30 protein-coding genes are annotated in these 26,311 nt (G+C 55.8%); 16 read left to right on the forward strand and 14 right to left on the reverse strand.

Annotation, left to right across the window (positions count from 1 at the left end; genetic code table 11):
• Positions 1–11: 11 nt before the first annotated feature.
• Together ctaA and AC0L7R_RS08960 are read left to right on the forward strand one after the other, a co-directional pair.
• Positions 12–1,154, forward strand: coding sequence for a heme A synthase (gene ctaA, locus AC0L7R_RS08955; protein ID WP_473656526.1), 1,143 nt, complete (start codon positions 12–14; stop codon positions 1,152–1,154).
• A complete protein-coding gene (locus tag AC0L7R_RS08960; protein ID WP_473656527.1) occupies positions 1,155–2,624 on the forward strand; it encodes a carboxypeptidase M32 in 1,470 nt (489 codons plus the stop codon). It begins immediately after the preceding gene.
• A 68-nt stretch (positions 2,625–2,692) separates the two neighbouring features.
• Here the strand turns inward: AC0L7R_RS08960 and AC0L7R_RS08965 are convergent, their stop codons facing one another.
• Positions 2,693–3,475: an enoyl-CoA hydratase gene (locus AC0L7R_RS08965; RefSeq protein WP_473656528.1), complete on the reverse strand. Its 783-nt coding sequence runs from the start codon at positions 3,473–3,475 to the stop codon at positions 2,693–2,695.
• A gap of 60 nt (positions 3,476–3,535) precedes the next feature.
• Here AC0L7R_RS08965 and AC0L7R_RS08970 point away from each other — a divergent pair, with 60 nt between their 5' ends.
• Entirely contained in the window at positions 3,536–3,961 is a 426-nt protein-coding gene (locus AC0L7R_RS08970) for a hotdog domain-containing protein (RefSeq protein WP_473656530.1), read from the forward strand.
• Positions 3,962–4,001: 40 nt separating this feature from the next.
• Here the strand turns inward: AC0L7R_RS08970 and AC0L7R_RS08975 are convergent, their stop codons facing one another.
• Complete coding sequence (locus AC0L7R_RS08975; RefSeq protein ID WP_247128771.1) at positions 4,002–4,232, reverse strand: DUF1127 domain-containing protein; 231 nt, start codon at positions 4,230–4,232, stop codon at positions 4,002–4,004.
• An 86-nt stretch (positions 4,233–4,318) separates the two neighbouring features.
• On the opposite strand from AC0L7R_RS08975, the gene AC0L7R_RS08980 reads away from it, so the two are divergent.
• The 7 genes from AC0L7R_RS08980 (at position 4,319) to AC0L7R_RS09010 (ending at position 10,078) form a co-directional block, all read left to right on the forward strand.
• Complete coding sequence (locus AC0L7R_RS08980) at positions 4,319–5,740, forward strand: aminotransferase class I/II-fold pyridoxal phosphate-dependent enzyme (protein WP_473656531.1); 1,422 nt, start codon at positions 4,319–4,321, stop codon at positions 5,738–5,740.
• A 204-nt stretch (positions 5,741–5,944) separates the two neighbouring features.
• Positions 5,945–6,262: a DMT family transporter gene (locus tag AC0L7R_RS08985; RefSeq protein WP_247128769.1), complete on the forward strand. Its 318-nt coding sequence runs from the start codon at positions 5,945–5,947 to the stop codon at positions 6,260–6,262.
• A gap of 17 nt (positions 6,263–6,279) precedes the next feature.
• On the forward strand, positions 6,280–6,903 hold the full coding sequence (locus tag AC0L7R_RS08990) for an isochorismatase family protein (RefSeq protein WP_473656532.1): 624 nt from the start codon (positions 6,280–6,282) through the stop codon (positions 6,901–6,903).
• Between the two features lie 268 nt (positions 6,904–7,171).
• A complete protein-coding gene (rplM, locus tag AC0L7R_RS08995; protein ID WP_247128767.1) occupies positions 7,172–7,633 on the forward strand; it encodes a 50S ribosomal protein L13 in 462 nt (153 codons plus the stop codon).
• Positions 7,633–8,130 (forward strand): 30S ribosomal protein S9, encoded by a 498-nt coding sequence (rpsI, locus tag AC0L7R_RS09000; protein ID WP_247128766.1) that lies wholly within the window; start codon positions 7,633–7,635, stop codon positions 8,128–8,130. The genes rplM and rpsI overlap by 1 nt, the downstream gene beginning before the upstream one ends.
• Before the next feature lie 124 nt (positions 8,131–8,254).
• Entirely contained in the window at positions 8,255–8,623 is a 369-nt protein-coding gene (locus AC0L7R_RS09005) for a hypothetical protein (RefSeq protein WP_473656533.1), read from the forward strand.
• A gap of 66 nt (positions 8,624–8,689) precedes the next feature.
• Positions 8,690–10,078, forward strand: coding sequence for a PepSY domain-containing protein (locus tag AC0L7R_RS09010; protein ID WP_473656534.1), 1,389 nt, complete (start codon positions 8,690–8,692; stop codon positions 10,076–10,078).
• Between the two features lie 52 nt (positions 10,079–10,130).
• Here AC0L7R_RS09010 and AC0L7R_RS09015 read toward each other — a convergent pair whose 3' ends face one another.
• From AC0L7R_RS09015 to AC0L7R_RS09040, 6 genes are read right to left on the reverse strand one after another with little or no spacing between them, the layout of a single operon-like run.
• Positions 10,131–10,676 carry an acyloxyacyl hydrolase gene (locus tag AC0L7R_RS09015; protein ID WP_473656535.1) on the reverse strand — a complete coding sequence of 182 codons (546 nt, stop codon included), beginning with the start codon at positions 10,674–10,676 and terminating at the stop codon, positions 10,131–10,133.
• A gap of 26 nt (positions 10,677–10,702) precedes the next feature.
• The gene (locus tag AC0L7R_RS09020) at positions 10,703–11,320 is read right to left on the reverse strand and encodes a TetR/AcrR family transcriptional regulator (RefSeq protein WP_247128762.1); all 618 of its coding nucleotides are present in this window, start codon (positions 11,318–11,320) and stop codon (positions 10,703–10,705) included.
• Positions 11,313–12,173, reverse strand: a complete 861-nt coding sequence (gene ppk2, locus AC0L7R_RS09025; RefSeq protein WP_473656536.1) for a polyphosphate kinase 2 — start codon at positions 12,171–12,173, stop codon at positions 11,313–11,315. The genes AC0L7R_RS09020 and ppk2 overlap by 8 nt, the downstream gene beginning before the upstream one ends.
• 44 nt (positions 12,174–12,217) lie before the next feature.
• Positions 12,218–13,225 carry an alpha/beta fold hydrolase gene (locus AC0L7R_RS09030; protein WP_473656537.1) on the reverse strand — a complete coding sequence of 336 codons (1,008 nt, stop codon included), beginning with the start codon at positions 13,223–13,225 and terminating at the stop codon, positions 12,218–12,220.
• Entirely contained in the window at positions 13,200–14,117 is a 918-nt protein-coding gene (gene metA / locus AC0L7R_RS09035; protein ID WP_247128759.1) for a homoserine O-acetyltransferase MetA, read from the reverse strand. Before metA ends, AC0L7R_RS09030 begins: the two co-directional genes overlap by 26 nt.
• 37 nt (positions 14,118–14,154) lie before the next feature.
• On the reverse strand, positions 14,155–15,021 hold the full coding sequence (locus AC0L7R_RS09040) for an ATPase (RefSeq protein ID WP_473656538.1): 867 nt from the start codon (positions 15,019–15,021) through the stop codon (positions 14,155–14,157).
• Positions 15,022–15,169: 148 nt separating this feature from the next.
• Here AC0L7R_RS09040 and AC0L7R_RS09045 point away from each other — a divergent pair, with 148 nt between their 5' ends.
• The gene (locus tag AC0L7R_RS09045) at positions 15,170–16,114 is read left to right on the forward strand and encodes a glutathione S-transferase N-terminal domain-containing protein (protein WP_473656539.1); all 945 of its coding nucleotides are present in this window, start codon (positions 15,170–15,172) and stop codon (positions 16,112–16,114) included.
• Between the two features lie 28 nt (positions 16,115–16,142).
• Here AC0L7R_RS09045 and AC0L7R_RS09050 read toward each other — a convergent pair whose 3' ends face one another.
• The 5 genes from AC0L7R_RS09050 to mnmA all read right to left on the reverse strand — a co-directional run bounded on the left by AC0L7R_RS09050 (position 16,143) and on the right by mnmA (position 19,807).
• Positions 16,143–16,361, reverse strand: a complete 219-nt coding sequence (locus AC0L7R_RS09050; RefSeq protein WP_473656540.1) for a hypothetical protein — start codon at positions 16,359–16,361, stop codon at positions 16,143–16,145.
• Between the two features lie 174 nt (positions 16,362–16,535).
• Positions 16,536–17,156: a VTT domain-containing protein gene (locus tag AC0L7R_RS09055; protein ID WP_473656541.1), complete on the reverse strand. Its 621-nt coding sequence runs from the start codon at positions 17,154–17,156 to the stop codon at positions 16,536–16,538.
• Complete coding sequence (locus tag AC0L7R_RS09060; RefSeq protein ID WP_473656542.1) at positions 17,153–17,512, reverse strand: hypothetical protein; 360 nt, start codon at positions 17,510–17,512, stop codon at positions 17,153–17,155. Before AC0L7R_RS09060 ends, AC0L7R_RS09055 begins: the two co-directional genes overlap by 4 nt.
• An 81-nt stretch (positions 17,513–17,593) precedes the next feature.
• Positions 17,594–18,655 (reverse strand): acyltransferase family protein, encoded by a 1,062-nt coding sequence (locus AC0L7R_RS09065; RefSeq protein ID WP_473656543.1) that lies wholly within the window; start codon positions 18,653–18,655, stop codon positions 17,594–17,596.
• A 12-nt stretch (positions 18,656–18,667) separates the two neighbouring features.
• Positions 18,668–19,807 carry a tRNA 2-thiouridine(34) synthase MnmA gene (mnmA, locus tag AC0L7R_RS09070; RefSeq protein WP_247128752.1) on the reverse strand — a complete coding sequence of 380 codons (1,140 nt, stop codon included), beginning with the start codon at positions 19,805–19,807 and terminating at the stop codon, positions 18,668–18,670.
• Positions 19,808–19,950: 143 nt separating this feature from the next.
• Here mnmA and sciP point away from each other — a divergent pair, with 143 nt between their 5' ends.
• The 5 genes from sciP (at position 19,951) to AC0L7R_RS09095 (ending at position 25,636) form a co-directional block, all read left to right on the forward strand.
• Positions 19,951–20,229 (forward strand): CtrA inhibitor SciP, encoded by a 279-nt coding sequence (gene sciP / locus AC0L7R_RS09075; RefSeq protein ID WP_247128751.1) that lies wholly within the window; start codon positions 19,951–19,953, stop codon positions 20,227–20,229.
• Positions 20,230–20,319: 90 nt separating this feature from the next.
• Positions 20,320–21,033: a response regulator transcription factor CtrA gene (gene ctrA, locus AC0L7R_RS09080; RefSeq protein ID WP_247128750.1), complete on the forward strand. Its 714-nt coding sequence runs from the start codon at positions 20,320–20,322 to the stop codon at positions 21,031–21,033.
• Between the two features lie 124 nt (positions 21,034–21,157).
• Entirely contained in the window at positions 21,158–23,317 is a 2,160-nt protein-coding gene (gene ligA / locus AC0L7R_RS09085) for an NAD-dependent DNA ligase LigA (protein WP_473656544.1), read from the forward strand.
• Positions 23,314–25,404 (forward strand): ATP-dependent DNA helicase RecG, encoded by a 2,091-nt coding sequence (gene recG, locus AC0L7R_RS09090; RefSeq protein ID WP_473656545.1) that lies wholly within the window; start codon positions 23,314–23,316, stop codon positions 25,402–25,404. The genes ligA and recG overlap by 4 nt, the downstream gene beginning before the upstream one ends.
• A gap of 109 nt (positions 25,405–25,513) precedes the next feature.
• Complete coding sequence (locus tag AC0L7R_RS09095; protein ID WP_281378350.1) at positions 25,514–25,636, forward strand: hypothetical protein; 123 nt, start codon at positions 25,514–25,516, stop codon at positions 25,634–25,636.
• Between the two features lie 200 nt (positions 25,637–25,836).
• On the opposite strand, the gene AC0L7R_RS09100 is transcribed toward AC0L7R_RS09095, so the two are convergent.
• A complete protein-coding gene (locus AC0L7R_RS09100; protein WP_473656546.1) occupies positions 25,837–26,283 on the reverse strand; it encodes an iron-sulfur cluster assembly scaffold protein in 447 nt (148 codons plus the stop codon).
• Between the last annotated feature and the right edge of the window lie 28 nt (positions 26,284–26,311).

Raw genomic sequence — 26,311 nt, forward strand, 5'->3', positions numbered from 1 at the left:
AGATCCCGTAAATGGCGACCAAGCCCCGCAATATTTTTGAAGAGGTCAATACGACCGAAAAGAAAGCCGTCACGACTGGCGGGATCGACGCGAAAGGACAGGGCGCGCGTAAGGGCATTCGCGCCTGGCTTTACGTGTTGTTTGCGCTTGTCGCGGTCATGATCGCTGTTGGTGGTTTGACGCGTTTGACCGACAGCGGATTGTCGATCACAGAATGGAACCCTGTGTCGGGTGCGTTGCCGCCGATGAATGCCGCGGATTGGCAGGTTGAATTTGATAAATATCGTCAAATTCACGAGTACCAAGAACAGAACAAAGGCATGTCCCTGACTGAATTCCAGTTCATTTACTGGTGGGAATGGGGGCACCGTCAGCTGGGCCGTTTCATTGGTGTTGTCTGGGCGCTTGGTTTCCTTGGGTTTGCGATTACCCGCAATATTCCAACGGGTTGGACGGGGAAACTGTTGTTCATCGGCGCCTTGGGCGGCCTGCAAGGCGCGATTGGCTGGTGGATGGTGTCCAGTGGACTTGAAGTGGGGATGCTGGATGTGGCGTCTTACCGGCTTGCCACGCACCTTGGCCTCGCGTTTGTGATTTTCGGGTTTATTGCGTGGTACATTCTGCGGCTTTCGCGCCGCGAAGCGGACCTGCTGCAGGCGCGTCGTTTGGGGAATCCGACGCTTGCGAAATGGGCGTCGGTTCTGGTTGGTCTGACGTTCATCCAGATATTGCTTGGCGCGTTGGTCGCCGGCATTGATGCGGGCCGCGCTTTCCCACAATGGCCGCTGATGGCGGGTGGGTTTTTACCGCCTGATCCGTTTGTATTGGAGCCTGTTTGGCGGAATTTCTTTGAGGACGCAGGGCTGGTCCAGTTCATGCACAGGATGGCGGGCTATGTCCTGTTTGTCTTCGGGATCGTCGTCTGGCTGCGCGCGCGCAAATCGGCCAATGCGCAAACGCGGTTCGGTTTTAACTTGGTGCTTGCGATGATGGTTGTTCAGATGCTGCTGGGTATTGTGACCGTGTTGTATTCTGCGCCGTGGCAAATCGCGATTGTGCATCAGTTTGGCGCGGTTGTGCTGTGGGTCTTGGTCCTGCGGGCGCGGTTCTTGGCGACTTATCCGTTGCCGCAATCTGTGCGGGGGGCCGCGTAGATGTCCGCTTATACAGAATTGATGGCGTTTCAGCGCGAAACCGAAGCGTTATCGCAGGTCGCTGGCCGTTTGGGCTGGGATCAGGAAACGATGATGCCGGAAGGGGCAACTGACCAACGTGCAGAAGAACATGGCGCGATGGCGAACGTGCTGCACGCGCGTCGAATTGATCCGCGCATCGGTGACTGGCTTGAGACCGCAGAAGCGGGCAGCGATGTTGAAGCAGCAAACCTGCGGCAGATCAAACGGTCGTATACGCGGACGTTAAAAGTTCCGGCTAAGTTAGCGGCAGAGCTGGCAAAAACCACGTCGCTTGCGCATCGCGTGTGGGCGGATGCACGGGCCAATGAAGATGTCGCAGCGTTCCTGCCGATGTTGGACAAGGTAGTGGCGCTTCGGCGGGAAGAAGCCGGTGCGGTTGCGGGCGATGCGGATGCCTATGACGCCTTGCTGGACGACTATGAACCGGGTGCGACGGGGGCTGAGCTGGGTGCGATGTTTGACGCGTTGCGTCCGCGTCTGGTGGCGCTGCGTGCTGCGATCCTGGACAAACCTGCGCCTGCCGCATTGTCCGGTTCCTTTGACGAGGCGGCGCAGCTGGCATTGTCGACCAAGCTGGCGCAAACGTTTGGGTATGACCTGAAAAGCGGACGGATCGATAAGGCTGTTCATCCGTTTTCGAGCGGGTCCGGTCTGGATGTGCGGATCACGACGCGCACTGAAGAACGTGATCCATTCAATTGTTTTTATTCAACAATCCATGAAGTCGGCCATGCGTGTTACGAGCAAGGGATCGACAAGCAGCATCTGCTGACGCCGCTTGGTGGCGGCGTGTCGATGGGTGTGCATGAAAGCCAAAGCCGGATTTACGAAAATCAGCTTGCGCGGTCGGAGGCGTTCACTGGATGGCTTTATGGGCAGATGCGTGATGCGTTTGGGGACTTTGGGATCGCGGATGCGCGTGCGTTTTATGCCTGCGTGAACCGTGTGGCGGACGGGTTTATCCGAACCGAAGCCGATGAGGTGCAATATAACTTGCACGTTCTGCTGCGGTTCGATCTGGAGCGGGCGCTGATGTCAGGCGATTTGGCCGTCGCGGATCTAGAATCCGCGTGGAATGATCGGTTCTTGTCTGATTTTGGGTATGCGGTCGACAAGCCGTCGAACGGGGTTTTGCAGGACGTGCATTGGTCCGAAGGTTTGTTTGGGTATTTCCCAACGTATACGCTTGGGAATGTCTATGCGGGTTGCTTGAATACAGCGATGCGGACGGCAGTCCCTGCGGTCGATGCCGATCTTGCAAATGGCGACACAGCGGCGGCCACGGGATGGTTGCGCGAGAACGTGCAACGCTTTGGCGGCCTTTATGAACCCAAAGATTTGATCACGCGGGCGACGGGTGCGGCGCCGAGCGAGGCGCCTTTGCTGGATTACCTCGAAGCGAAGTTTGGCGATATTTACGATCTCTAGAATGGCCCTGCGGGGCCATCTGGGGTTTTGCACCCCAGACCCCGCAAGATATTTCTGACCAAAAGAAGTTAGGACCAGTCCGGTTTGCGTTTCTCCAAGAAGGCTGCGATGCCTTCGTTGGTGTCGCGATCCTGCATGTTTGCGGCCATGACGTCGGCGGTGAAAGCGTAAGCATCCTGTGTCGCCATGTGGGTTTGCGCGTAAAATGCCGCCTTGCCGTAGCGGACGGCGGCGGGCAATTTCGCGGCAATGCTTGCGGCCAAAGCACGGGTGGCTGATTGCAGATTTTCTGCCGGAACAGAACGGTTTATCAGGCCAAGTTGTTGTGCTTCGGTGGCGTCGATGAAACGACCCGTTGTCAGCATTTCAAAAGCGGATTTCGTTGGGATGTTGCGCGTTAATGCCACCATGGGCGTTGAGCAGAACAAGCCGATGTTAACCCCGTTGACCCCGAATTTTGTCGTATCAGCCGCGACTGCCATGTCGCATGTCGCGACAAGTTGGCAACCGGCGGCTGTGGCGATGCCGTGGACCTGAGCGATCACAGGTTGCGGGAGCGTTTGAATGCGCTGCATCAACGCGCCACAACGGCCAAATAGGTCTTTGAAATAGGCGGCCCCGCCATCATCGGCGCTGCGTCCGGCCTGCATTTCTTTCAGGTCATGGCCTGCGCAGAACGCTTTTCCACTGCCGGATAGGATCACAACACGGATTGTATCGTCTTCTGCGATTGTATCGAGTTCGGCGTGAAGCGCTGCTAGCATCGCGTCGGACAGCGCGTTCAGCCGTGCGGGCGCTATCATTTCAATGTGTGCGATGTGGTCAGTAACGTCGCGTGAGAGCAATGTCATAGGCTTGCCTTTAGGTTGGTTTCACGGAAGCTTAGGCCGTGATTGGGAGTGAGGGAAGACATGTCTGACATTTTGAAAATGGATATTCCGGCGCTTGAGGCGTTTTTGGAACGGGATTTCACGCAAGTCGCGGACATGTTCGGGCTCGATGCGCTGGATGAGACGGAATTGACGGTGCGGTTACGTGTTCAAGAACAGCATTTGCGTCCGGGCGGGACTGTATCAGGTCCGTCGATGTTCGCGCTCGCGGATGTGGCGATGTATCTTGCGATCTTGGCGCGGATCGGGCCGGTCGGGTTGGCGGTGACGACCAATTGCAGCATTGATTTTATGCGTAAACCTGCCGCTGGCGTTGATCTGATTGCAAAGGCGCGGGTTCTTAAGTTGGGGCACGTTTTGGCTGTGGGGGATGTTCTGCTGTTCAGCGAAGGGCAGGCGGACCCTGTTGCGCGGGCGTCGCTCACGTATTCGATCCCCAAGCACTAAAAAAAGGGGCCGGAGGATATCCGGCCCAGTCAGGAAGATCTTAACGTTGGTAGAAGCGCTTGTTCGCTTCGCGCTTGGCCTCAGCTGACGTGAGGCCGATGTCGTCCAATTCGTATGGATCAAGACGACCAAGCGCCTTGCGGGTTCGCCAATTCATGTCCCATTTCGTCGCCATCACCGCCACGGTCACAGCAACACGGGCCAGCGTTGGAAGCTGTGCCTGAGAGTTGAGGAGAGCGAGTTGGGCGGGGTGGATAGCGTTTGATGACATGATGCGTCCCTTTCAAATTGTATTGACACATTTGCAGTTGTTTCGTATCTATTTGGTACATTGTACTGCATGCGTGGGTCGAGAGAATGATTGTATCCGATACAAAATGGCAACCAAGTCTGTCTGGTGCGGGGCGTGCGAAGTATAAGGCGTTGGCGCAGGCCATTCGCGAAGCGATTGTATCGGGACAATTGTCTGCCGGTGAACAACTGCCGCCTGTGCGTGATCTTGCGTATCGAATCAATGTCACACCGGGCACCGTGGCGCGGGCCTATGCGGTCCTGACAGATGAAGGGCGTCTGACCGCTGGTGTGGGTCGCGGTACATTTGTGACGGAACGCAAAGCTGTTGCGCAATCCGTTTGGGATGCACCTGCGATGCTGGATAACGTGGCTGAGTTATCGGAGCGGGTTCATCTGTTGAGCCCGAAAATGCCGGAGGTCGGGCAGGGTGCGATCATGCGGGGGGCTTTGCAAGCGCTCGCTACGGAAATGGTGCCCGAACATCTGTTGAACTACCCGAGCCGGGTCACAGATATCGCTGCACGACGCGCGTTCAAGGCATCTTTGACTGATACGCCTGTCGGTCCGTTTGATGAAAACGATGTGATTACGTCGCATGGCGGACAAAGCGCAATTATCATGATTTTACAGACGGTTCTGCATGGACCTTCACCTGTTATTGCGGTGGATGAGCTTAGCTATGGTGGGTTCCGCTCGGCTGCTGTGATGTCGCGCGCTCAAGTTGTGGGGGTGCCTTGGGATGACGAGGGGCCTGATCCGGCGGTGCTTGAGGATTTGATCAAAACGCAGGGTGTGCAGGTGTTTTGCACCTCTGCCGAGGTCTGCAATCCGACTGTGCGCACAACATCGACGCCGCGCCGTAAGCAGATTGCGAAGCTGGCCCAGCGCTACGGTATCCATATCATTGATGACGATTGTTATCGGTTGATGCGGACTGAACATAACGGACCAAGTTATCGCGCGTTGGCACCGGATTTGGGGTGGTATGTGACGTCCCCGTCAAAGTCGCTGACGGCCGCTTTGCGGATCGGTTTTGCGGTGGCGCCTTTGGATTGGGGCGCGAACCTTGCCCGCACGTCCACGTTCCATTCGTTTGGTGTGACGCGGCTTGTGACGGATATGTATGCATACATTATGGCCCAGCCGGAATTGCCGGACATTATTGAGCGGATCAAAGGCCGGATTGCCGAGGATGTGCGGGCGGCGGTGAATATACTTGGCGGTCACAAGCTGACGTGGTCAGAACAGGTGCCGTTTTTGTGGCTAGAGCTGCCGATGGGCTGGCGTGCTGGCGAGTTTAAGCAGCAGGCGGAAACCGCGGGCGTGTTGATCAAATCGGCAGAGGATTTTGCTTTGCGCGATGGGCGATCAAACCATGCAGTGCGGATTGCGATCAACGGGCAGGTGAGCCACGAACACTTTGCGTCGGGGATGCAAACGCTGCGCGAGATGCTGGATAATCCGCCGGATATTATTTCGGTTTGACTAGGGGTGCTACGGGCGGTTCGGCACGCGGATTGAGCCTATTTTGAAGACTCACGTCGGGATGTTTCTTTTGCCGCCATTCCTAGTCGACCGGTAAATTGACAAGTCTTGATGTCACGTTTAATCCTTTGCCATAGGCCTGCCGGGACGACCCGGCCATGACAGGGCATTAGTCAGGACGACCTGCGGATAGTGGAGGTCGAAATGGCTTGGTTTTATCTTTTCATCGCAGGTGCATTGGAAGTCGCTTGGGCCGCGGGGCTCAAGAAGCTTGGGATTGGTTTCTCTTGGACGCTTGGCGTTTTGACGCTTGTTGCGATGATCGCGAGCCTTGTGGCTCTTTATGCCGCGATGGCACGTCTACCGCTTGGGATTGCCTATCCAATCTGGACGGGGATCGGTTCAGTCGGATCGGTGATTGTGGGCGTGATGGCGTTCAATCAAAATCTTAGCATGGCCGGAATAGCAGGTCTGATATTTCTGATGATCGGGATGTTTCTCATTGGATCAGATGCGCATTAATACGAAGGGACACGAAAATGACGACAGCAACCAAAACAGCAAGAAATCTGATCGAAGGCCGGCCTGCACTGATCGTGATCGACATTCAGAAAAGCACCTTCATTGACGATAGTGAAGTGCGGTCCATCGATAACATGCCGGGCTACAAGGATCGGATGATCGCTGCGCGCGACTTGGTGGATGCCGCCCATGAGAACGACGTGCCGGTGATTTTCATTCAGGAAATCCATCGATCTGACCTTATTGATTTCGGACGTGAACTGGACGGGGACGAGGACGTTCACTGTCTGGAAGGTGATCCGCGTACAGATGTCGCCAAAGAGGAAATGGGATATCGCAAAGGCGACTACATCATTCCGAAGCGGCGTTACTCCGCGTTTTTCGGAACTGATCTGGAAATTCTGCTGCGGGGGCTTAAGGTCGATACGCTTTTGCTGTGCGGCGGGCTGACCGATGTCTGCGTCCACTATACCTTTGTTGATGGGCATCAGTCCGACTATTTCTGCCGCGTCGTGACCGACTGTGTCGGTGGATCATCTGTTGAGGCGCATGAAGCGGCATTGAAAGCGATGGAATACCTGCAAACGGGCGCGGTTCAGCATCGGGCGACGGTGATTGAAGCGATGTCAAAGCACCAATAAGCGAGTTGGCCCATTGAACATTCCATGCGCGTGAATGCGAAGCGAAGCGTTCGCTGTGGTGGGGATGAGGGGGAATGGTGAGAGTTTCGGTGCGGAAACGTCCGTAGCGTGATAATTGCGTGGGGTATTTTGATACCTTATTTTTAACCTGTTGAAATACAACGCTTTAATTGCTTCTTTTTCTCTTGTTTGTGTCCTGCACACCTTTATAAGCCCGTTATCCGAATGACGGGGCTGTAATGGTCCCCCCAAACCTTTTTGGTGAGATATGAAAACCTTTTCTGCGACTCCGGCAGATGTAGACAAGAAATGGATCCTGATCGACGCTGAAGGCGTTGTTCTGGGTCGTTTGGCGTCCATCATTGCCATGCGCTTGCGCGGCAAGCACAAAGCATCCTTCACGCCGTCCATGGACATGGGCGACAACGTGATCGTTATCAACGCTGACAAAGTTCAGATGACTGGTAACAAGCGTGATGAAAAATACTACTGGCACACTGGCCACGTGGGTGGGATCAAATCCCGCACCAAAGGCGAGATCCTTGAAGGCAAGCACCCTGAGCGCGTTCTGATGAAAGCTGTTCAGCGTATGTTGCCAGGTGGTCCACTGTCCAAGAAGCAGATGACAAACATCCGCGTCTTCGCTGGTGCAGAGCACGGCATGGAAGCCCAGAAGCCTGAAGTTCTGGACGTTAAGTCCATGAACAAAAAGAACACGAGGACTGCATAATGGCCGATCAGATCAACTCTCTCGAAGAGCTCGGCGCGGTTGCAGAAGGCGTTGTCGCTGAAGCACCTGTGGCTGAAGTCGTCATCAACCGTGAACCAGTTCGTGACGAACTGGGTCGTTCATATGCCACTGGTAAGCGTAAAGACGCTGTTGCCCGTGTATGGATCAAGCCAGGTTCTGGTAAGGTCACTGTAAACGGCAAAGAAATGAACACTTACTTTGCACGTCCAGTGCTGCAGATGATCTTGGCGCAGCCATTCTCTGTTGCTGGAGTTGCTGGTCAGTTCGACGTTGTCGCAACTGTCAAAGGCGGTGGTCTTTCCGGTCAAGCTGGTGCGGTGAAGCACGGTGTTTCTAAAGCGCTTCAGCTTTATGATCCGGCCCTGCGTCCTGCGTTGAAAGCTGCTGGCTTCCTCACACGCGATAGCCGTGTTGTTGAGCGTAAGAAGTACGGTAAAGCAAAAGCGCGTAAGAGCTTCCAGTTCTCCAAGCGTTAAGCTTTGGAGCGATGGTTTTGGAAAGGGCGTCCTTTGGGGCGCCCTTTTTGTTTGCGCTTTGCCGGGGCTGTATTTGGTAAATGGCCTCTCGTGTCCGACGTCGAAATGATCTAGGTCGCGTGGCATGTTCAAAGCGTTGCGGATCATTTCCAGTCTTTTGACGCCCGTTGCGCTGATTTGCGCGATGGTGATGTCCGGCTTTGCCCATGCTCCCGCTGTTCAAACCGAAATGACGCCAGAGCTTGCAGCCTATGTCGCTGCTGGTGGTTTGTTGTCTGATATTTGTGGCAATACAGGCGGGCAGGACGGTGCTGTGGGTCAAAAGTGTGAGGCCTGCCGTCTGGCGGGTGGCGCGCTTATTCCGCGTGATTGTCACGGTACTCCGCTGCGTTTGCTTGAACAGACACGCATTCAGACCTTTGTCGCCGTTCAACTGCACAATGCGCGCCCACTTGATCCTGCGCGGCTGACGCGCGCACCACCCCAAGCCTGATCTCTTCACCCATTAGAGTTCAATTTCGCCCGCTTGCAAGCGGGTCTTAAGGCATGGAGCCAAATCATGAAAGCAACCGACATTACCGCGCCGCCCGAGGGCCGCGTAAACAAACTTTATTTCGCCGCGTGGCGCTGGCATTTCTACGCTGGTCTATTTGTTATTCCGTTCCTAACAGTATTGGCCGTCACAGGAATGACCATGCTGTGGATCGCGTGGATTGACGGGAGAGACGGGGAACGGACAGCCGTGATCCCACAGGACATTATCCAGCCGGTTTCCGTACAAGCGGATGCTGCTTTGGCCGCCATACCCGAAGGGACGCTGAAGCAGTACGTCGCCCCACGTACACCCGATGTGGCGGCATTGTTTCGCGTCGATTCTGGCGGCGATGCCACGATGGTCGCCGTTGACCCATACACCGCAGAGGTGATCGAGACATTTCCACGTCGGAGCGGATGGTACGATTTCGTCGACGGTATCCACAGTGATCTGATGCTTGGTGTCACTGGTGACCGGATGCTCGAGACGGCCGCATCCTTGGCGTTGGTCCTGATTGCCACAGGGCTTTATATGTGGTGGCCACGCGGTGCTGGATGGCGTCGTGCGTTTGTTCCAACTTTTGGTCGCGGTCGCGCGTTGTGGAAATCGCTGCATGGCGTTGTTGGCATCTGGTTATCCTTGTTTTTGGTGTTCTTCCTGATTTCAGGTCTGTCGTGGGCCGGGATCTGGGGCGGCAAAATGGTTCAGGCGTGGAGCCAGTTTCCTGTAGAAAAATGGAACGAAGTCCCATTGTCGGACGAAACCCATGCCAGTTTGAACCACGACCGCCGCGAAGTCCCGTGGGCGCTGGAGCAGACACCATTGCCGGCGTCCGGTAGTGACGCGGGTGTTGCAGGTGTGGACTCGGGTCCCGTGACCATCGACACGGTGGACCGCCATGCGCGTGAAATCGGGTTCGATGCCCGCTATCAGTTGAACGTGCCACGTTCGGCAACGGGTGTGTGGACGCTAAGCCGCGATTCCATGAATACCGATAGCACTGATCCGATGTCCGATCGGACTGTTCATGTGGATCAGTATTCAGGTAAGATTTTAGCTGATGTGCGGTTCGATGATTATTCGGTCGCTGGGAAAGCCATGGCCGTTGGGATCGCGCTGCACATGGGTACTTTGGGGTTGTGGAGCGTTCTGGCCAACACGATCATCTGCCTATCCGTCTTGTTCCTGTGCGTCAGTTCGGTCGTGCTGTGGTGGAAACGCAAGCCCGCGAACGCTGGCCGGCTTTCCGCGCCGCCAATGCCGAAAGAGCTGCCGTTATGGCAGGGCGCAATGTTCGTGGGGTTGGCCGTATCAATGGCGTTCCCGATGGCTGGGATTGCGTTGCTTTGTGTGCTGGCGGTGGATGCGTTCATCCTGTCTTGGTTGCCAAGTCTCCGCTATCGCTTGACCTAAAGTGACGTTGGCACCGCTCTGTTTTGGGGCGGTGCCATTCGGCTAACGGTTGCTAGAACCGTGACGTGATCTGTGGTCCGTTTTCCCATTCGACTGCGTAGCGGATGGACAGTGTTTCTAGCCCCGGGTTACGTGCGTGGGTGTCTGCGTTGGACCGGTGGTCATAGGCGACTGTGATTGTGCTGCCGTTGTCGAATTCGTACCCGATCCCGAAAGCTGATCGGAATTGCAGGGCACCGCCAAGGTCGATGCCTTCGCGTGGCGCGTAAAGGCCTGGCATCATGGATGTTTCAATGAACAGCGGGCTGTCAAAGACGTTTTGCGATGTCCATTTCCAGCCGACACCAAACCACGCAGAACCGTCCGTTGTCAGGGACAGTCCGTATGTTGGTTGGAACGGCCCTTTGCGGCGGTGGCTGTCGTAGCCCATGTAGAATTCTTCGGCGATGCTTTCATCGTTGAATTGCACGTCGGCGAATTGGTAGGACAGGCGCGCTTGCGCGGGTTCTTTGATCAGGCAGCCTTCGTTCGGGCAGTCATTGGCCGTCATGTCAGCGACGCTTGTCAGCAACCAGATAAGGGCAAGGGTTCCGTCCATTGGTGGTGTCCTATGTGCAAATGAGGTTAGGCGTCAGGCGGCAAAAGGCCAAGTCCGCGCAGGTAGATGCCGATACCCGTTTCGAGCAGGTCTTCGGGGGGAAAGGGGCTCTTGGTGCCGGGGGATCCGCGGGCGAAAAGTTCAACGACACCGTGCGACAGCGCCCAGATGTGGGCCGAGAACATCTGTGGCGGTGGGCGGCGGTCTGCGGGGATGTGGTTGCTGAGGTCTGTTGCCGCTTTTTCCAAGACGCCCAGCGCGCGGGTCGCGGAGGCGTTGAGCGCTGGGTTTCGCTGGATCGAAATACCGGATTCGAACATGGCCACGTAATGGCCCGGAAATTTGTTTGCGAAGGCCAGATAGGCGCGGCCCGTTTTGAGGAACGCTGTCAGCGCTGATGGTTTGCCGCCGTCATAGGCGTGTTCCATCAGATCGCCGAAGATGTCGTAACCTTGGTGCGCGGCTTCCGCGATCAGGTCTTCGCGGCCTGCAAAATGGCGGTAGACGGCAGCGGGTGTTACGCCTGCTTCGCGCGCGGCCTCTGACAGAGAAAAGCCGGTCGGGCCTTTGGCTTCGATCAGCGTGAGGCAGGATTTGACGAGTGCCTCGCGCAGATTGCCGTGATGATAGCCTTGTTTAGGCATGCCACAGGTCCGGTCCACCAGCGATTTTATCGTCGACTTTGGGCAGGTCTTTGTTTGGGTAATCAAGACCTTGCAAGACGGACTTAATGGCGTTCACACGGGCGCGTTTTTTGTCGTCGGACCGCACAACTGTCCACGGTGCGAAATCGGTGTGGGTGCGCGTCAATGTTTCGTCAATTGCCGTGGTATAGGCGTCCCATTTCGCAAGGCCAGCGACGTCGATCCAGCTGAGTTTCCACTGCTTGAGCGGATCGCTTTCGCGGTCGAGGAAACGTTTCAGTTGCGTTGCACGCCCGACATTGAGCCAGATTTTGAACAGCTTGATGCCGTCGTCGGCGAGCATCTTTTCGAAGTCGCCGACTTGGTTGAACCAGTGTTGGCGCTGATCAGGTGTGCAGAAGTCGAACACATGTTCCACAACGCCGCGATTGTACCAGCTGCGGTCGAAGAAAACGACTTCACCTGCGGCGGGTAAATGTTTGATATAACGTTGGAAATACCATTGTGTAGCTTCGACTTCGGTCGGCTTGGAAAGTGCTACGACACGTGCGCCGCGCGGGTTTAGATTCTCGCGGAACCGCTTGATCGTCCCGCCTTTACCAGCCGCATCACGGCCTTCGAAAACGACTGCGACGCGTTGGCCGGTCTCTTTGACCCATGCCTGCATTTGCACGAGCTGGATTTGCAGCGCTTCGATTTCGGCCTCATAGTCGTCTTTATCCCACGCCGTGTCGTATGGGTAATCGGGGTTGATGATCCGCTTTTTCTTGGCGGATTTGATCAGATCAACCACATCGTCCGGCGCTTCGTTTTTGAAGTAGGCGCTGATCCCACCATCAAGCGGTTTAGACATGATAAAACTCCCTGAATTTCGCTAGTTATGGCGATTTTAGAGACTTAACGCAATCCGGCGCGGTCTGCTGCGCGTACAATCGCGTCGACTGCGGCTTGCGGGTCAGCATGGTGCGGCATGTGGCCGACACCGGGTAGGCTGGTCAAACGTGCGCTGTCCACGATTTTCACAAATTCAATCGGGTGAACGAAGTCAGGCACCGTTGTGTCCGCTGTCCCGTGGAGGATTTCGATGGGAAGCGTTAGCTGTGGATAGCGCGTCGTCATTTCGACGACATGCGGGCGCAGGGTGTTTACTTGGCGGACGTTCGCGCGGAATGTTTCTTGGCGCACGGCTAAGGGCGCACCGATGTGGGCAACATATCCTTCTGGGACGGGGTCGGGTGCAAAGATGCCTTCTACCGCGCCTTCGATGGTGCTGAGCGGCGCAAAGGCCGAAATTAGCGGGATCACGACGGCGCCGCCAATGGGGCTGCCGTTCACGGTGTAGTAGGCCCCAAGATCATCCGGCCATGGCATTAGAACACCGCCAAAAGATACGATACCAGAGGCGTTTACAGGTGCTTCTTCACCTAGACCGATGTCTGCCCAAGCCATGGCGACGATGCCACCGAAGCTATGTCCCGCGACGATTGGATTTTCGATGCCAAGTTGGGTTGCGGCTTCGCGTAACATCCGCGCTTGATCGGCTGGGCTGTCACCATCCGTGGCAAGTGGTCCGGTTTCGACCTGCGGCACGCGGTCTGTGTATCCAAGACCCGGACGGTCAAAGGCAGTTACGGTGAAATCATCGGCCAGCCGGTCTACCAGATCAAAGGTAAAATCGCGCAGGTTGCCGCCCGCACCATGTAACAGAACCACATGCGGACCGGACCCTTTTTGCACGTAATGCACGCGTCCACCTGTGACTTCGGCGAATTGGCCGACAGGCGGGAACGCCTCTTCGGTGGCTTGGGTTCGTGCCGATGACACGCAACCCGTTAGCAAAGCCGAAAGGCCCAGCGCCGCGCCCGTGTATGAAAGTCCCTTAAGTGCCGATTTTATCAATGTCATAATGCGTGGTCTGGTAGATCTCGTTGATCCAATTCCCGTAGAGCAGATGGGCGTGGGAACGCCATTTGTTCAGCGGTGGTTGGGTCGGATCATCCCCCGGATAATAGTTGGTAGGCACATTGATCGGCGTGCCTTCGGCAACATCGCGATCATATTCCTGTTTCAGCGTCCCACTGTCGTATTCAAAGTGGTTGAATATATACAGAGCACGATGTGCCGGATCTTCAACCAGTGCGGGACCAGAATCGTCACTTGTGATCAGGGTTTTCAGCCCCGACGCTGCGTCAATTTCGTCCTGACGCATTTCGGTCCATCGACTGACAGGGATTACGCAGTCATCCGAGAAGCCGCGCAGGTAAGGCGACGCCGCATCGCAAACACGGTGCCGGAAGCACCCGAAGGCCTTGTGATCCAGCAGGTGCTTTTTCACATCGTGGAAGTAGTTGATCATCGCCATGCCGCCCCAGCACACCCCGAAGGTGGAATGCACGTTGGTTTGGGTCCAGTCCATGACTTCACGCAGTTCGTCCCAATAGGTCACGTCGGTAAAGTCGAGGTGTTCGATTGGTGCGCCTGTGATGATCAGACCATCGAATTTCTGATCCTTCACGTCTTGGAACGGCTGGTAGAATTCGGCCATATGTTCCGCCGCCGTATTCTTGGTCTGGTGTTCAGACATCCGGATCAGCGTCAGTTCAATCTGCAGCGGGGTTGCCCCGATCAATCGTGCGAACTGGTTCTCTGTCTGGATTTTCTTGGGCATCAGGTTCAGCAACGCGATCCGCAACGGGCGGATGTCCTGATGACCGGCTTGGTCTTCATCAAGCACCATGACGCCTTCGTTGGTCAGAACGTCAAAAGCGGGCAGGGCGGCGGGCAGTTTAATCGGCATAGTGTAACCTCACGTGGGTCGGATGGCAGAGATAGGGCTAACCCCTGCGCATCTCAAGGGCGTCAGCGATCATGCCAACAAAACCCTCCTGATCGTGAACACGTGTGACCGCGTCTTGGGGGACAGTGATGCCCCATTTATCGGCCATCGCTTTGTAGCGCGGCTGACGATGGGCGAGCGCCTTTGCAAAGGCCCAGCGGATAAAGTCATCCGGATCAACCTGATCAGGCGCTTTGTTAAATTCGGCCAGATAAGCTTGCCAAGTGTTTAACAGAAAGACCGGATCGTAAGACATCGGTTTTGGTTCTTTGTCGAACCTGCGGATCAGTTCGGCCGTATGCGCATCAGTCCCTTCGATCCAAACCATCAGTGTCTTGGATGCGAGGTCCGTCATGATCGGGTCGTTGTCGTCGTCTGTATCGACCCATTCGCAGATTGATCCGCCTGTGTCGCAAATGAAATGCGGGTATTGGTACAGATCGGTCGCACGGTCGATAAAGTGACCGGTGTCGTGCAGGGCTGCAACCTCAGAGCGTTGAAATTGATCCTGCCGTTTGGTGTATTCGTCCCAATCCAGCCCGCCCAGCGCCGGATTGCCCGGTTTGCCAAGATAAGACGACATCGGTTTGAGGTCATCGAACGAGATGTTCGACCCGATGTAGATCGAATTGGACCGCAGCAGGTCGCGCAGGAACGGAACTTTCATCGCCTCGCGTTTGGCGTTGTCCGCAATCGCTTCGCCCATGTACCGCGTGCCGATCCGGTAATCGATCGAGTAATGAAACCAATCGCCGCCATCGCGCAGCATGGTGGACAAATAGGTTTTCCCAAGCCCCGACATCGCAAAGATGAGGACGCGTTTCTGGGGGGCGTTACGCCATTCGGCTGCAGTTTCGTAAATCATATGCGCAGGAATATGCGCGGACTGGGGTGGGCGCTAGGGAAAAAACCACATCGCGGTTTGTTCGTGTCTGTATGTGTCCGGTGGACTTTTCCTAAAGACGCTTGCACGGTGCGGCACGACCAGACCCGTACTTTGAAAAGGTAACCGAATGACTGACACGACGCCCGAGATTATCTTTCATAATTATCCGCAGTCGCCGGTGGCTGAAAAGGTGCGTGTAGCCTTTGGGATCAAGGGGCTTGCTTGGAACGATGTTGAAATTCCCCGCCTACTGCCAAAGCCGATGCTGACTGCATTGACTGGCGGGTATCGGCGTACTCCTGTGATGCAGATCGGTGCGGATATTTATTGCGACAGCCAGTGCATCTTGCGTGAATTGCAGCGTCGTTATCCGGAGCCGAGCTATATACCCACTGCTGATGCGGGGCTGATGTGGTGTCTAAGCCGCTGGACGGACGGGGAGTTGTTCACGCTTGCCCTGAAGCTGGTTCTTGGCGCGCAGGGTGACAATCTACCACCTGACTTTGCCGAAGACCGTGGGCGTTTGTATTTGGGGGAAGACTGGGCAGAGGGGCTGAAGAAAGCCAACGCTGATCTGCCGCATATCGTGGCGCAATTGCGTGCCCCGTTGTCGTGGATCAACAGCCTGTTCAGTGATGGGCGCAAATACCTGTTGGGCGATGCGCCAGCCGCGATTGATGCGCAGGTTTACCATATCATCTGGTTTATCAAAGGTCGCTGGTCTGGTGGCCCCGAGATGTTGTCCGAATTCACCGCATTGACCCGTTGGGAAGCTGACGTTGCCGCATTGGGCCATGGGACACCAACGCCCTTGGATGCGCAGAATGCGGTGGAAACGGCGCGAGATGCCGCGCCAAAGTCGTTGATTGGCGTGGCTCTAAATGATCCGCAAGGTTTGAAGGTTGGTGATCGTATTTCGATCAACCCCGACGTAGATGGGGGCGAACAGCCTGTGGAAGGGACGTTACGCTATGCGGACGCCGAAACCGTCAGCATTGATCGCAAGGGCGATGATGTTGGCGAGGTCGCGGTGCATTTCCCGCGTGCAGGCTACCGCATTACGGTGCTGTGACACTGCCGGACACGCAAAGACTAAGGTCTTACGCTGCGAGTTTGACGCGAACGATATAGGCGACTTCGCCGCCAAGGCTGGTCAAGGTATAGAGTGCGGGTGTGTCGGCATCGCAGATCAGTCGCAGGCTTTTTAGCTTTGCGATTGTATTTGCGTCGTGTTGCAGCTTTGAATGCGCAATACTGCTGAGCACGCCGCGTTCGGCGGACGTTAAAGTCTCGGCTAGAAGTTCAGCAATGCGATTCACGTGTCTTTTCCTTTTTCAAAAAGATTAACGTCGGTGCATTTGTTGGTCGCGGGGAATTGGGGCGCAAAAATAACCTAACCTACGTTTTGGGTCATACCGTTAAGCATTGAACGCAGCAGGGCAGCGTTTCCGTCGCGGCCTATTGCACGGGCGACAAATCGAGGTTGGTTTGGGTTATTGGCCGTGTTCGGCTGCGATTTCTGCCAGATGTGCCCGCCATTTACGGCGCAACCAGATCACGCAATAGAGCACCAGCAAGCCTGCAAAGATGATCCCGAAGAAGTTGCTGAGGATATCGGCGACCTGCGAAAGCTGGGATGCAAACATGTAGCCCAATGACACATAGGCGGCTGTCCAGATCGCGGCCCCGATTGCGGCCATGATCGTGAACTTCAACCATCGCATGCCACCCGCGCCGCACAGATAACTGATGTAGGGGCAGGTGGGGCTGAGGACCGTGTGGCTGAGAAGAACTGCAACGTGGCCCTTGGAATGCAGCATAGCTTCGCTTTTTTCCAAGACGGGTAGCAGTCGCGGTTTGCCCCGCATCCAATTCAGAATGCGCGGCCCAAATCGGGATGCGATCATAAATGCAATTTGGTCGCCAATGAGGAACGCTACAAACGCAACGACAAAAACCTGCCACAGCGTCAGGTCGTCCGACGCCGCAAACGCCCCTGACGTCAGCACAAGAACAGACGACGGCAGCGGCATCGCGAGGCACGCTAACGATACCACACCAAACAAGAGGAAAAGTCCGTATTCCGGAACAAGGCCGATCACCGCTGCGGTCATTTTTGGGTCTCCGCACGGAAAGCTTCTGCAGCAGCGCGGACTTTTTCGGTCAACGCGTCCAGTGACATGTTCTGTTCAGCCGCAATGGTACGCATGGTCATGCCGCGCGGCCCACCTTCGGTCAGCCCAAAGATTTCGCCAACAACGGGCCGTGGCAGATCATAGGACATGCCAACGTAGCGCGGTGTCATCCATGCCTTGAGCGCTTCATCTTGATGGCGCGGATCATTGAAATACAAGAAATCCAAGAAGATGTCGGCGGCGAACCAAAGACCGGCGGCACAGGCGATAATCAAGACGGCAAACACGCCAAGATGATTGCGCAGGAAACTCCAAATGGGGTGCGGTCGGCTCATCCGGTTGTCCTGTCCTGTTCAGTGTGGCTTGCGCACCGCGCGGCATTTCTTGCGTAGACCATGGTGGATGGTCGTCCGGTGTCAAGCGGGTGATCCTAACAGGCGTCTGATCCAGCGCCGTCCGGGCCTTTCAATAAGGTGATACAGGATCGCGGACGCCACGTAGATCGTGGTGATCGAAATGACAGCGGTCGTTTGTTCGCTAAGTCCACCAATCCGTTGAGCGACAACAGGGACGGCAAATAGGATGAGGATGTGTACCATGTAGGTCGCATACGAAATCTCGCCCAGATAGATCAAGACGGGATGGCGCAGGATATTGGATCGCTCTTGCGTGGCCAAATGCGCCAGTGTCGCAAGGAACACGGCGAGGGCCATAACGATTAAGCGTTCATCGGCTTGGAATGCAGACAAGAGGCCAACTGCTGCCAAGCTGATCCAAAGGCAAGGTCTGACCCAGGCATCAGGAAGCCGTCGTTTCTCAATGACCAAATATATCGCCAAGCCGATGAGGAATTCGGTCATGACGCGGATGATCCCGAAATCAAACATCAGTTTGGTGATGGAACGGTCGAGGACGGCCAAGGTGAACAGGGATGCGGCAGCGAAGAGGCAAATCGCCAGAACAAGAGTGACAACTGGTCGAAAGATCAATGCGATTGTCAGACTGATTGGAAACATCAGGTAGGCAAAGGTTTCCGCGCTGACTGACCAAGACGGGAAATTCCAAGAATGCCCATCCGTCACCCCCCACGCATGCATTAGCGCGAGGTGCCACGGCAAATGCGCCCAGTTTTGCCCTTCGGCGACCGTTTCCGCGCCCATAATCGAAAGCGCCTGATAGGCCGCGACAAAGGTCAACGTCATCGTCAGGTGAAGGGGGTAAAGACGGGCGAAGCGGTTTGTAAGGAAGCGTTTGTAGGAAAATGTGCCTTCTCGCCACGCTGAGAGGTAGACATGCGCCAGAATAAAGCCGCTCAACATGAAAAATAGATCAACGCCTAAATGGCCGTCGGCGATCAGGTTGTTTCCAATGGTCGGGGGATTTGCCGCGTCAAAGAACTGATGAAAAATCACCACAATGAAGGCCGCCAAGGCCCGTACTGACGTCAATTCCTGAAGGTTACTTGGCAGAGGCGTCATGCTGGCTGCAGCTCAATAACCGCGCCAGATCCAGCCGCCGCCCAGAACGCGGGTTCCGTCAGGGTCATAAAACACGCAAGCCTGCCCGGGTGATACGCCTTCTTCCGCGACGAGCAGTTCGACTTCAGCTTCGGTATTCGAAATTGGCCGCAGAACGGCATCAATGGGTGGCTTGGTTGACCGAACCTTTACCGCGATTGTGCGTTCACCGCCGTCCATCAAGTCGCCGTCGCCCAGCCAATTGATTTCCCGCAGGGGAACTTTGCGTGTTGCGAGCAGGTCTTTCGGCCCGACGATCACGTGCTTTTTGTCCACATCCAGCCGCACGACATACAACGGATCGGCCAAACCGCCGATCCCCAGGCCGCGGCGCTGACCGATGGTGTAATGGATGACACCGCGATGCTGGCCAAGGACGTTGCCATCCGTATCCACGATATCGCCAGGTTCGGCAGCACCGGGACGCAGCTTTTCGATGACGGCTGCATAGTTGCCGTTGGGTACAAAGCAGATGTCTTGGCTGTCGGGTTTGTCCGCAACGCTTAGTCCGTATTTCGCGGCGAGCGCACGTGTTTCTTCCTTGGACGTGTGATGGCCAAGCGGAAACCGCAGGTAGTCTAGCTGTTCACGGGTGGTCGAAAACAGGAAATAGCTTTGGTCTTTGGTTGGGTCGCCTGCCGAATGGAGTTCCGCGCCCGCGCCGCCCATCATGCGCTGGATGTAGTGACCGGTCGCCATGCAATCCGCGTCGAGGTCGCGGGCGGTTTCCAACAGGTCTTTGAATTTCACACGCTCGTTGCAGCGGATGCAGGGCACGGGTGTTGCACCAGCCAGATAGCTATCGGCGAATTCGTCCATCACGGCTTCTTTGAAGGTGTTTTCGTAGTCTAGGACGTAGTGGGGGAACCCCATCTCTTCGGCGACGCGGCGCGCATCATGAATATCACGCCCCGCGCAACATGCCCCTTTTTTGGCCAAAGCGGCCCCGTGATCGTACAATTGTAAGGTTACACCGACGACGTCATAGCCTTCCTCGTGCAACTTTGCCGCGACAACAGAGCTGTCCACACCACCTGACATCGCTACGACGACGCGGGTTTCCGACGGCGGTTTTGCAAAACCAAGGGAATTTAACGGTTGATCCAAAGACATATCACACCAATTTTTTATGGGCTTTCAGGGCGTTTCCAACAAATTTGCTGAAATTGCAAGTTACTCCGTTTCGGCAAGCTTACCGAAACTTAAGCGATTTTCTTCATATGTGCGTCCCAGTGCAAAATGCAAAGGGAAGCAAGATGTATTTGCGAAAGATTGATGGGCCACGTTCCGTGACGCTGCCCGATGGGTCAGTGATGACCCGCGCTGATTTGCCACCGACCGACACACGACGTTGGGTGGCATCGCGCAAGGCGTCCGTCATTAAAGCCGTAGCCGCAGGGCTGCTGACACGGCCTGAGGCGTTGGAGATGTACAGTTTGTCCGATGAAGAGTTTGCGGAATGGGAAACCGCAGTCGCCGAACACGGGGAGGCCGCATTAAAGACGACGTCGTTGCAGCGCTATAGACAACCCTAGGGAGAAGTGGCATCTTTTTTGTTACCGGTAACGTGTCATTAACTATTCTTGCAATATGTTGGTGGTGCCAAGAAAAAGCGGAGAAAACAGATGCGCGTACTGCTGGTTGAAGACGACCCGACGACTTCAAAAAGCATCGAATTGATGCTCACTCATGCGAACCTAAACGTTTATGCGACCGATCTCGGGGAAGAAGGGATCGATCTTGCCAAGCTGTACGATTACGACCTGATCCTTCTGGACCTGAATTTGCCTGATATGAACGGCCACGAAGTGCTGCGGCAACTCAGGATGAGCCGGATTGACACACCAATCCTGATCCTGACGGGCGATGACAGCACCGAAGGAAAAATCAAGGGATTCGGCTTCGGCGCGGATGATTATTTAACGAAACCTTTCCATCGCGAAGAACTGATCGCGCGGATCCATGCGATTATTCGCAGATCGAAAGGGCACGCCCAGTCCATCATCAAAACCGGACGCATTGCAGTCAATCTAGACGCGAAAACCGTGGATGTTGGCGGGAACACAGTTCATCTGACCGGCAAAGAATACCAGATGCTCGAATTGCTTTCGTTACGTAAGGGGACAACGCTGACCAAAGAGATGTTCTTGAACCATCTCTATGGCGGTATGGATGAGCCGGAACTGAAAATTATCGACGTGTTCATTTGCAAGTTACGCAAAAAGTTGAGCAACGCGACCAATGGTGAAAATCACATCGAAACTGTTTGGGGGCGCGGCTATGTGCTGCGTGATCCAGAAGTTGGTGTAAACGAAGAACGGCTTGCCATCGGGGCATAAGCCGTCGGTGCGATAGACCAAGAGAATGACAAAAGGGCGACCGATCTGGCTGGACGAGCTAGAACGGTCGCCCTAAAACTTTGCAGAGGGGCCATGGGGTCACCAAACTGCAAGGGACTGTCCAATGGCGCCAACCATCGCTCAAACCGACCTGAACGATTTGCTTGAGATCGACGCGGCGGGTGTAGGTAAGGATGATGCAGCGGCGTTGCTGTCGCGTCTGGCTGCCGTTCTGGGTGATGCGAATACAGCGTATCATACGAACGATGCACCAGAGATTGATGACGCGACCTACGACCGGCTAAAGCGATTGAACGCCGCGATTGAAGCGGCCTACCCAGACCAGAAATTGCCGAACAGTCCAAGTGATCAAGTTGGGGCTGCTGTTGCTGACAAGTTCGGCAAGATTGCGCATGCGGTTCCGATGTTGTCTCTGGGCAATGCGTTTAACGCTGATGATGTCGTCGACTTCGAAAAGAGCGTGCGCAAGTTCCTGAATTTGGACCAGACGACGCCCTTGGCGTTTACGGCCGAACCCAAGATTGACGGACTATCGTTGTCGTTACGGTATGAAGACGGTGTGTTGAAACAAGCGGCCACGCGGGGTGATGGTGCTGTTGGCGAAAACGTTTTGGCGAACGCGCTGACGATCACCGATGTACCGCATCGGATTTCGGGTGCACCCGCGGTGCTTGAGGTGCGTGGCGAGGTTTACATGAGCCATGCTGATTTCGCCGCGTTGAACGCGCGACAGGTGGAAAAGGACGAAAAGCCGTTTGCGAACCCGCGCAATGCGGCGGCCGGATCTTTACGGCAGTTGGATTCGAATATCACCGCGGCGCGTCCGTTGAAATTTTTCGCTTATGCGTGGGGCGAACTGTCCGAACCGTTAGCAGACACGCAATCCGGTGCGATTGCGCGGCTCAAGGCGCTTGGATTTAGCACGAACCCTTTAACGCGGACATGCGATACGGCGGCAGATATGATCGCGCATTATGAGCAGATCGGGCATGATCGGGCGGACCTTGGGTATGATATCGATGGGGTTGTCTACAAGGTGGATGATTTGGAATTGCAGCGGCGTTTGGGGTTTCGGTCCACGACGCCGCGTTGGGCGATTGCCCACAAATTCCCCGCCGAACTTGCGTGGACGACTTTGGATGCGATCGACATTCAGGTCGGGCGCACAGGGGCTTTGTCACCGGTTGCGCGGCTGACGCCAGTGACAGTTGGCGGCGTCGTTGTGTCGAATGCGACGTTGCACAACGAAGATTATATCGCGGGTTTGGGCGGCGATGGCGAAGCGATCCGCGAAGGGGGTGATTTGCGCGTCGGCGATCTGGTTCAGATCTACCGCGCGGGCGATGTTATTCCAAAGATCAAGGATGTGGACCTTTCAAAACGTCCCGATGATGCGGTGCCTTATGTATTTCCAGAGGTGTGTCCCGAGTGTGGATCGCCTGCGGTGCGTGAAGCGGGGGATGCAGTGCGGCGCTGCACTGGTGGATTGATTTGTCCTGCGCAAGCCGTTGAAAAGTTGAAGCACTTCGTCAGTCGTGGTGCGTTTGATATCGACGGGCTGGGTGCCAAACAGGTCGAAATGTTTTATCACGACGATGCTTTGCCGATTAAGGAACCTGCGGATATTTTCACGCTTCGCGCCCGCAATGATGCGGGTTTGGCAAAGCTGGAAAACCGCGATGGGTTCGGTAAGACTAGCGTGAAGAACCTGCTGGATGCCATTGATGATAAACGTGAAATCCCGCTTTCGAAATTGCTGTTCTCGTTAGGGATACGGCATGTCGGCGATTCTGGTGCGCAGTTGCTCGCCAATCATTATAGTAGCTGGGATGCGCTTGCGCAGGCTGTGGATCGTGCGGTCATCGGTGAAGGATCTGCTTGGGACGATCTTTTGGGCATCGACGGGGTCGGCGCGGTGATGGCGACATCGTTCCTAGAGGCGTTTCACAATGACGCCGAACGCGCGTCGATTGATCGTTTGATCGCCCAATTGCAGGTGCAGGACGCCGTTGTGCGCGACACGTCCGGCAGCCCTGTGGCTGGCAAAACGGTTGTGTTTTCGGGGACGCTGGAAAAAATGACGCGGGCCGAAGCAAAGGCGCGCGCAGAGGCGTTGGGGGCGAAAGTATCCGGGTCCGTCAGTGCCAAAACCGACATCTTAATCGCGGGGCCCGGTGCGGGATCAAAAGCGACGAAGGCCGCGTCGTTGGGCGTGGAAACACTGGACGAGGACGGCTGGCTGGCGCTGATCGGCGACGCATGAGCGGGCGTCCGGACGTTCTTTTTCCGCTTTTTGCGGGGCTTCAAACGCTTGATGGGATCGGTCCCAAGACAGCAGTGACCTTGCAGGACGTGGGCGTTCAAAAGCCGCGCGATATTTTGATGACCCTGCCGGTGTCAGGCGTGGATCGTCAATTGCGTGGCTCTGTCCGTGATGTTGTGGCGCCTGCTGTGGCGACTGTTACGGTGACGGTCGGCGCGCATTATCCGCCAAAAACGCGGGGAAGGCCGTACCGCATTCATGTGACGGACGAGCAGACCGAATTCCAGCTGGTGTTTTTTCATGCACGCGGCGATTATTTGCAGCGACTTTTGCCGACGGGGCAAAAGCGGATCGTGTCGGGTAAGGTCGAGATTTTCGATAGTGTCGCCCAGATGGTCCATCCCGATCATGTCGTCACACCGGACGAGGCCGCGACATTTCCGACGTTTGAACCAGTCTATCCGCTGCATGCGGGGATTACGCAGAAATTGATGTGGAAAGCCACGCGGTCTGCGTTGGAAAAATTGCCGGACGTGGTTGAATGGATTGATCCTGCGTTAAAGGATCGTGAGGGGTGGCCGGATTGGGCAGATGCTTTGTCGCTGGCCCATGCGCCGTCCACCATGCAGGATCTTTCGCCTGAACATCCGGCCCGTGCGCGGTTGGCGTATGACGAACTTTTTGCGCATCAGATTACATTGGCTTTAGCACGCGTTGTGGCGCGGCGCGGCAAGGGGATCGGGTCCAAAGGCACCGGAGTTTTGCAGCGTAAGGTGTTGGATGCGTTGCCTTACCAGCCGACGGGGGCACAGACCCGTGCCATTGCTGAGATCGCGGCAGATATCGCGAAACCGTTGAAGATGAACCGGCTTTTGCAAGGGGATGTGGGATCGGGCAAGACGCTTGTGGCGTTGATGGCGTTGCTTTGCGTTGTCGAAGCTGGCGGGCAGGGCGTGATGATGGCCCCGACCGAGATTTTAGCGCGCCAGCACCTGGAAGGGCTGCAGCCGTTGGCAGCGGATGCGGGTATCCGGTTAGAATTACTGACTGGCCGTGACAAAGGTGTGGCGCGTCGTGACAAACTGCAGGCGCTGGCCGACGGTGACATTCAGATCTTGGTGGGCACCCATGCGGTGTTCCAGAAAGACGTGCATTTTCATGACCTTCGGCTTGCGATTATCGACGAACAACACCGGTTTGGTGTGGCGCAGCGGATGGAATTAGGGGCCAAGGGGCAGGCGGTTGATGTGTTGGTCATGACGGCGACGCCGATCCCGCGCAGCCTCGCCCTAGCGCAATACGGCGACATGGATGTGTCGGTGTTGGACGAAAAACCGCCGGGGCGGACGCCAGTCCAAACGGCGCTTATTTCGACGGGACGCATGGACGAAGTCGTTGAAAAACTGCGCAAAGCGGTTGCCGACGGAAAGCAAGCCTATTGGGTTTGCCCGCTGGTCGAGGAATCCGAGGTCGTGGATATGACCGCCGCCGAGGAACGGTTCAAACGGCTGCGCGCGGCGTTGGGCGAAGGCGTTGTGGGGCTCGTCCACGGTCAAATGCCGCCTGCAGACAAAGATGCTGCGATGGCGAAGTTCGTGGCGGGCGAAACGAAGGTTTTGGTCGCGACAACGGTGATCGAGGTCGGCGTGAACGTCCCGAATGCGTCGATCATGATGATCGAACGCGCGGAAAGCTTTGGTTTAGCGCAGTTGCACCAGCTACGGGGCAGGGTCGGGCGCGGGGCGGCGGCATCGACGTGTCTTTTGTTGTTCCAAGAACCTATGTCCGAAACAGGTCGGCGGCGACTGGAAATTCTACGCGAAACCGAAGACGGGTTCCGGATATCGGAAGAGGATTTGGCCATGCGCGGTGCCGGTGATGTGATCGGGACAGCGCAATCGGGTTTGCCGCGTTTCCGGATCGCGGATTTGGAACGGCAATCTGATTTGATGGCGGTGGCGCAGACGGACGCCAGAAAACTGCTGACGGATGATCCATCGTTGGAAACTGATCGGGGCAAGGCGGCGCGCGTGCTACTTTGGTTAATGGAACAGGATAAAGCGATCCGTTTGATTTCAGTGGGTTAGTCTGTTTGTTCTAAAAAGTTCACAAATGTTCTTATAAAGTTCTTTACAGAAGGTTTCCGATATGGGAACAAAGTGGCAGCAGAACAAACTAGCAACAAGGAGCGCCGACATGGCCAAAGATATCAAATCCGCACTGATCCGCAGCAGCGATACGATCATCTCTGACGCGCTTGGTGTTGCTGCTTTGTGTGTGATGCTTTTTGTTGGTCTATCGCTGCCCGCGATGGTCTGACCTGCCTGGAACGCATGTTCGGTTCACGTAATTTGCCTGTCCCACCTCGCAATTGCTGACCTGCCCGTCCCGTCCTGATTTGGGGATTTGCCTCTCCCTTAGGATTTAGAGCCGGACATGCGATCCAACTTCCTGCCGCCGCCATCCTTGCCCGGATGCGCGGCGGTTTTTTTATGGGGCAAGGTTATAGGACAGGGCGTTTAGGCGGTGGTTTTGGCCGCGTGGATCGCGTCAAGTGTCGCGTCAAATGCAAGCAGGATCGACGCATGACGGTTTTTGTAGTCTTTCGCAGGTTCCAAAACATCAAGTCCATCGAACGGCGGGTCTGGCACGGCCCCATTTTCCTTGAGCATCGCAAGAAGCTGATCACGCCCATGTTGGATTTGTTCAGGTGTGAGCCCAACGATGGCTGATCCGATCACGGATGCTGCGGCTTGACCTAATGCGCAGGCTTTGACGTCTTGGGCGTAGTCGCTGATCTTGCCGTCCGTCAAGGTCACATCAACAGTTACCGTTGATCCGCACAGAGGGGACCGTTTTTTGGCGGTTCCGTCCGGTTGTTGCAGGCGTGTGGTCCGTGGCATGTCGGCTGCCAGCGCCAGAATACGGCCCGAATAGAGTTTGATCATGTCGTTTTCGGCTGTCACGGCGTTTGCCCTTTCGCGTTGTCCCCCA

It is taken from the genome of Yoonia sp. D2-7, assembly GCF_055809435.1.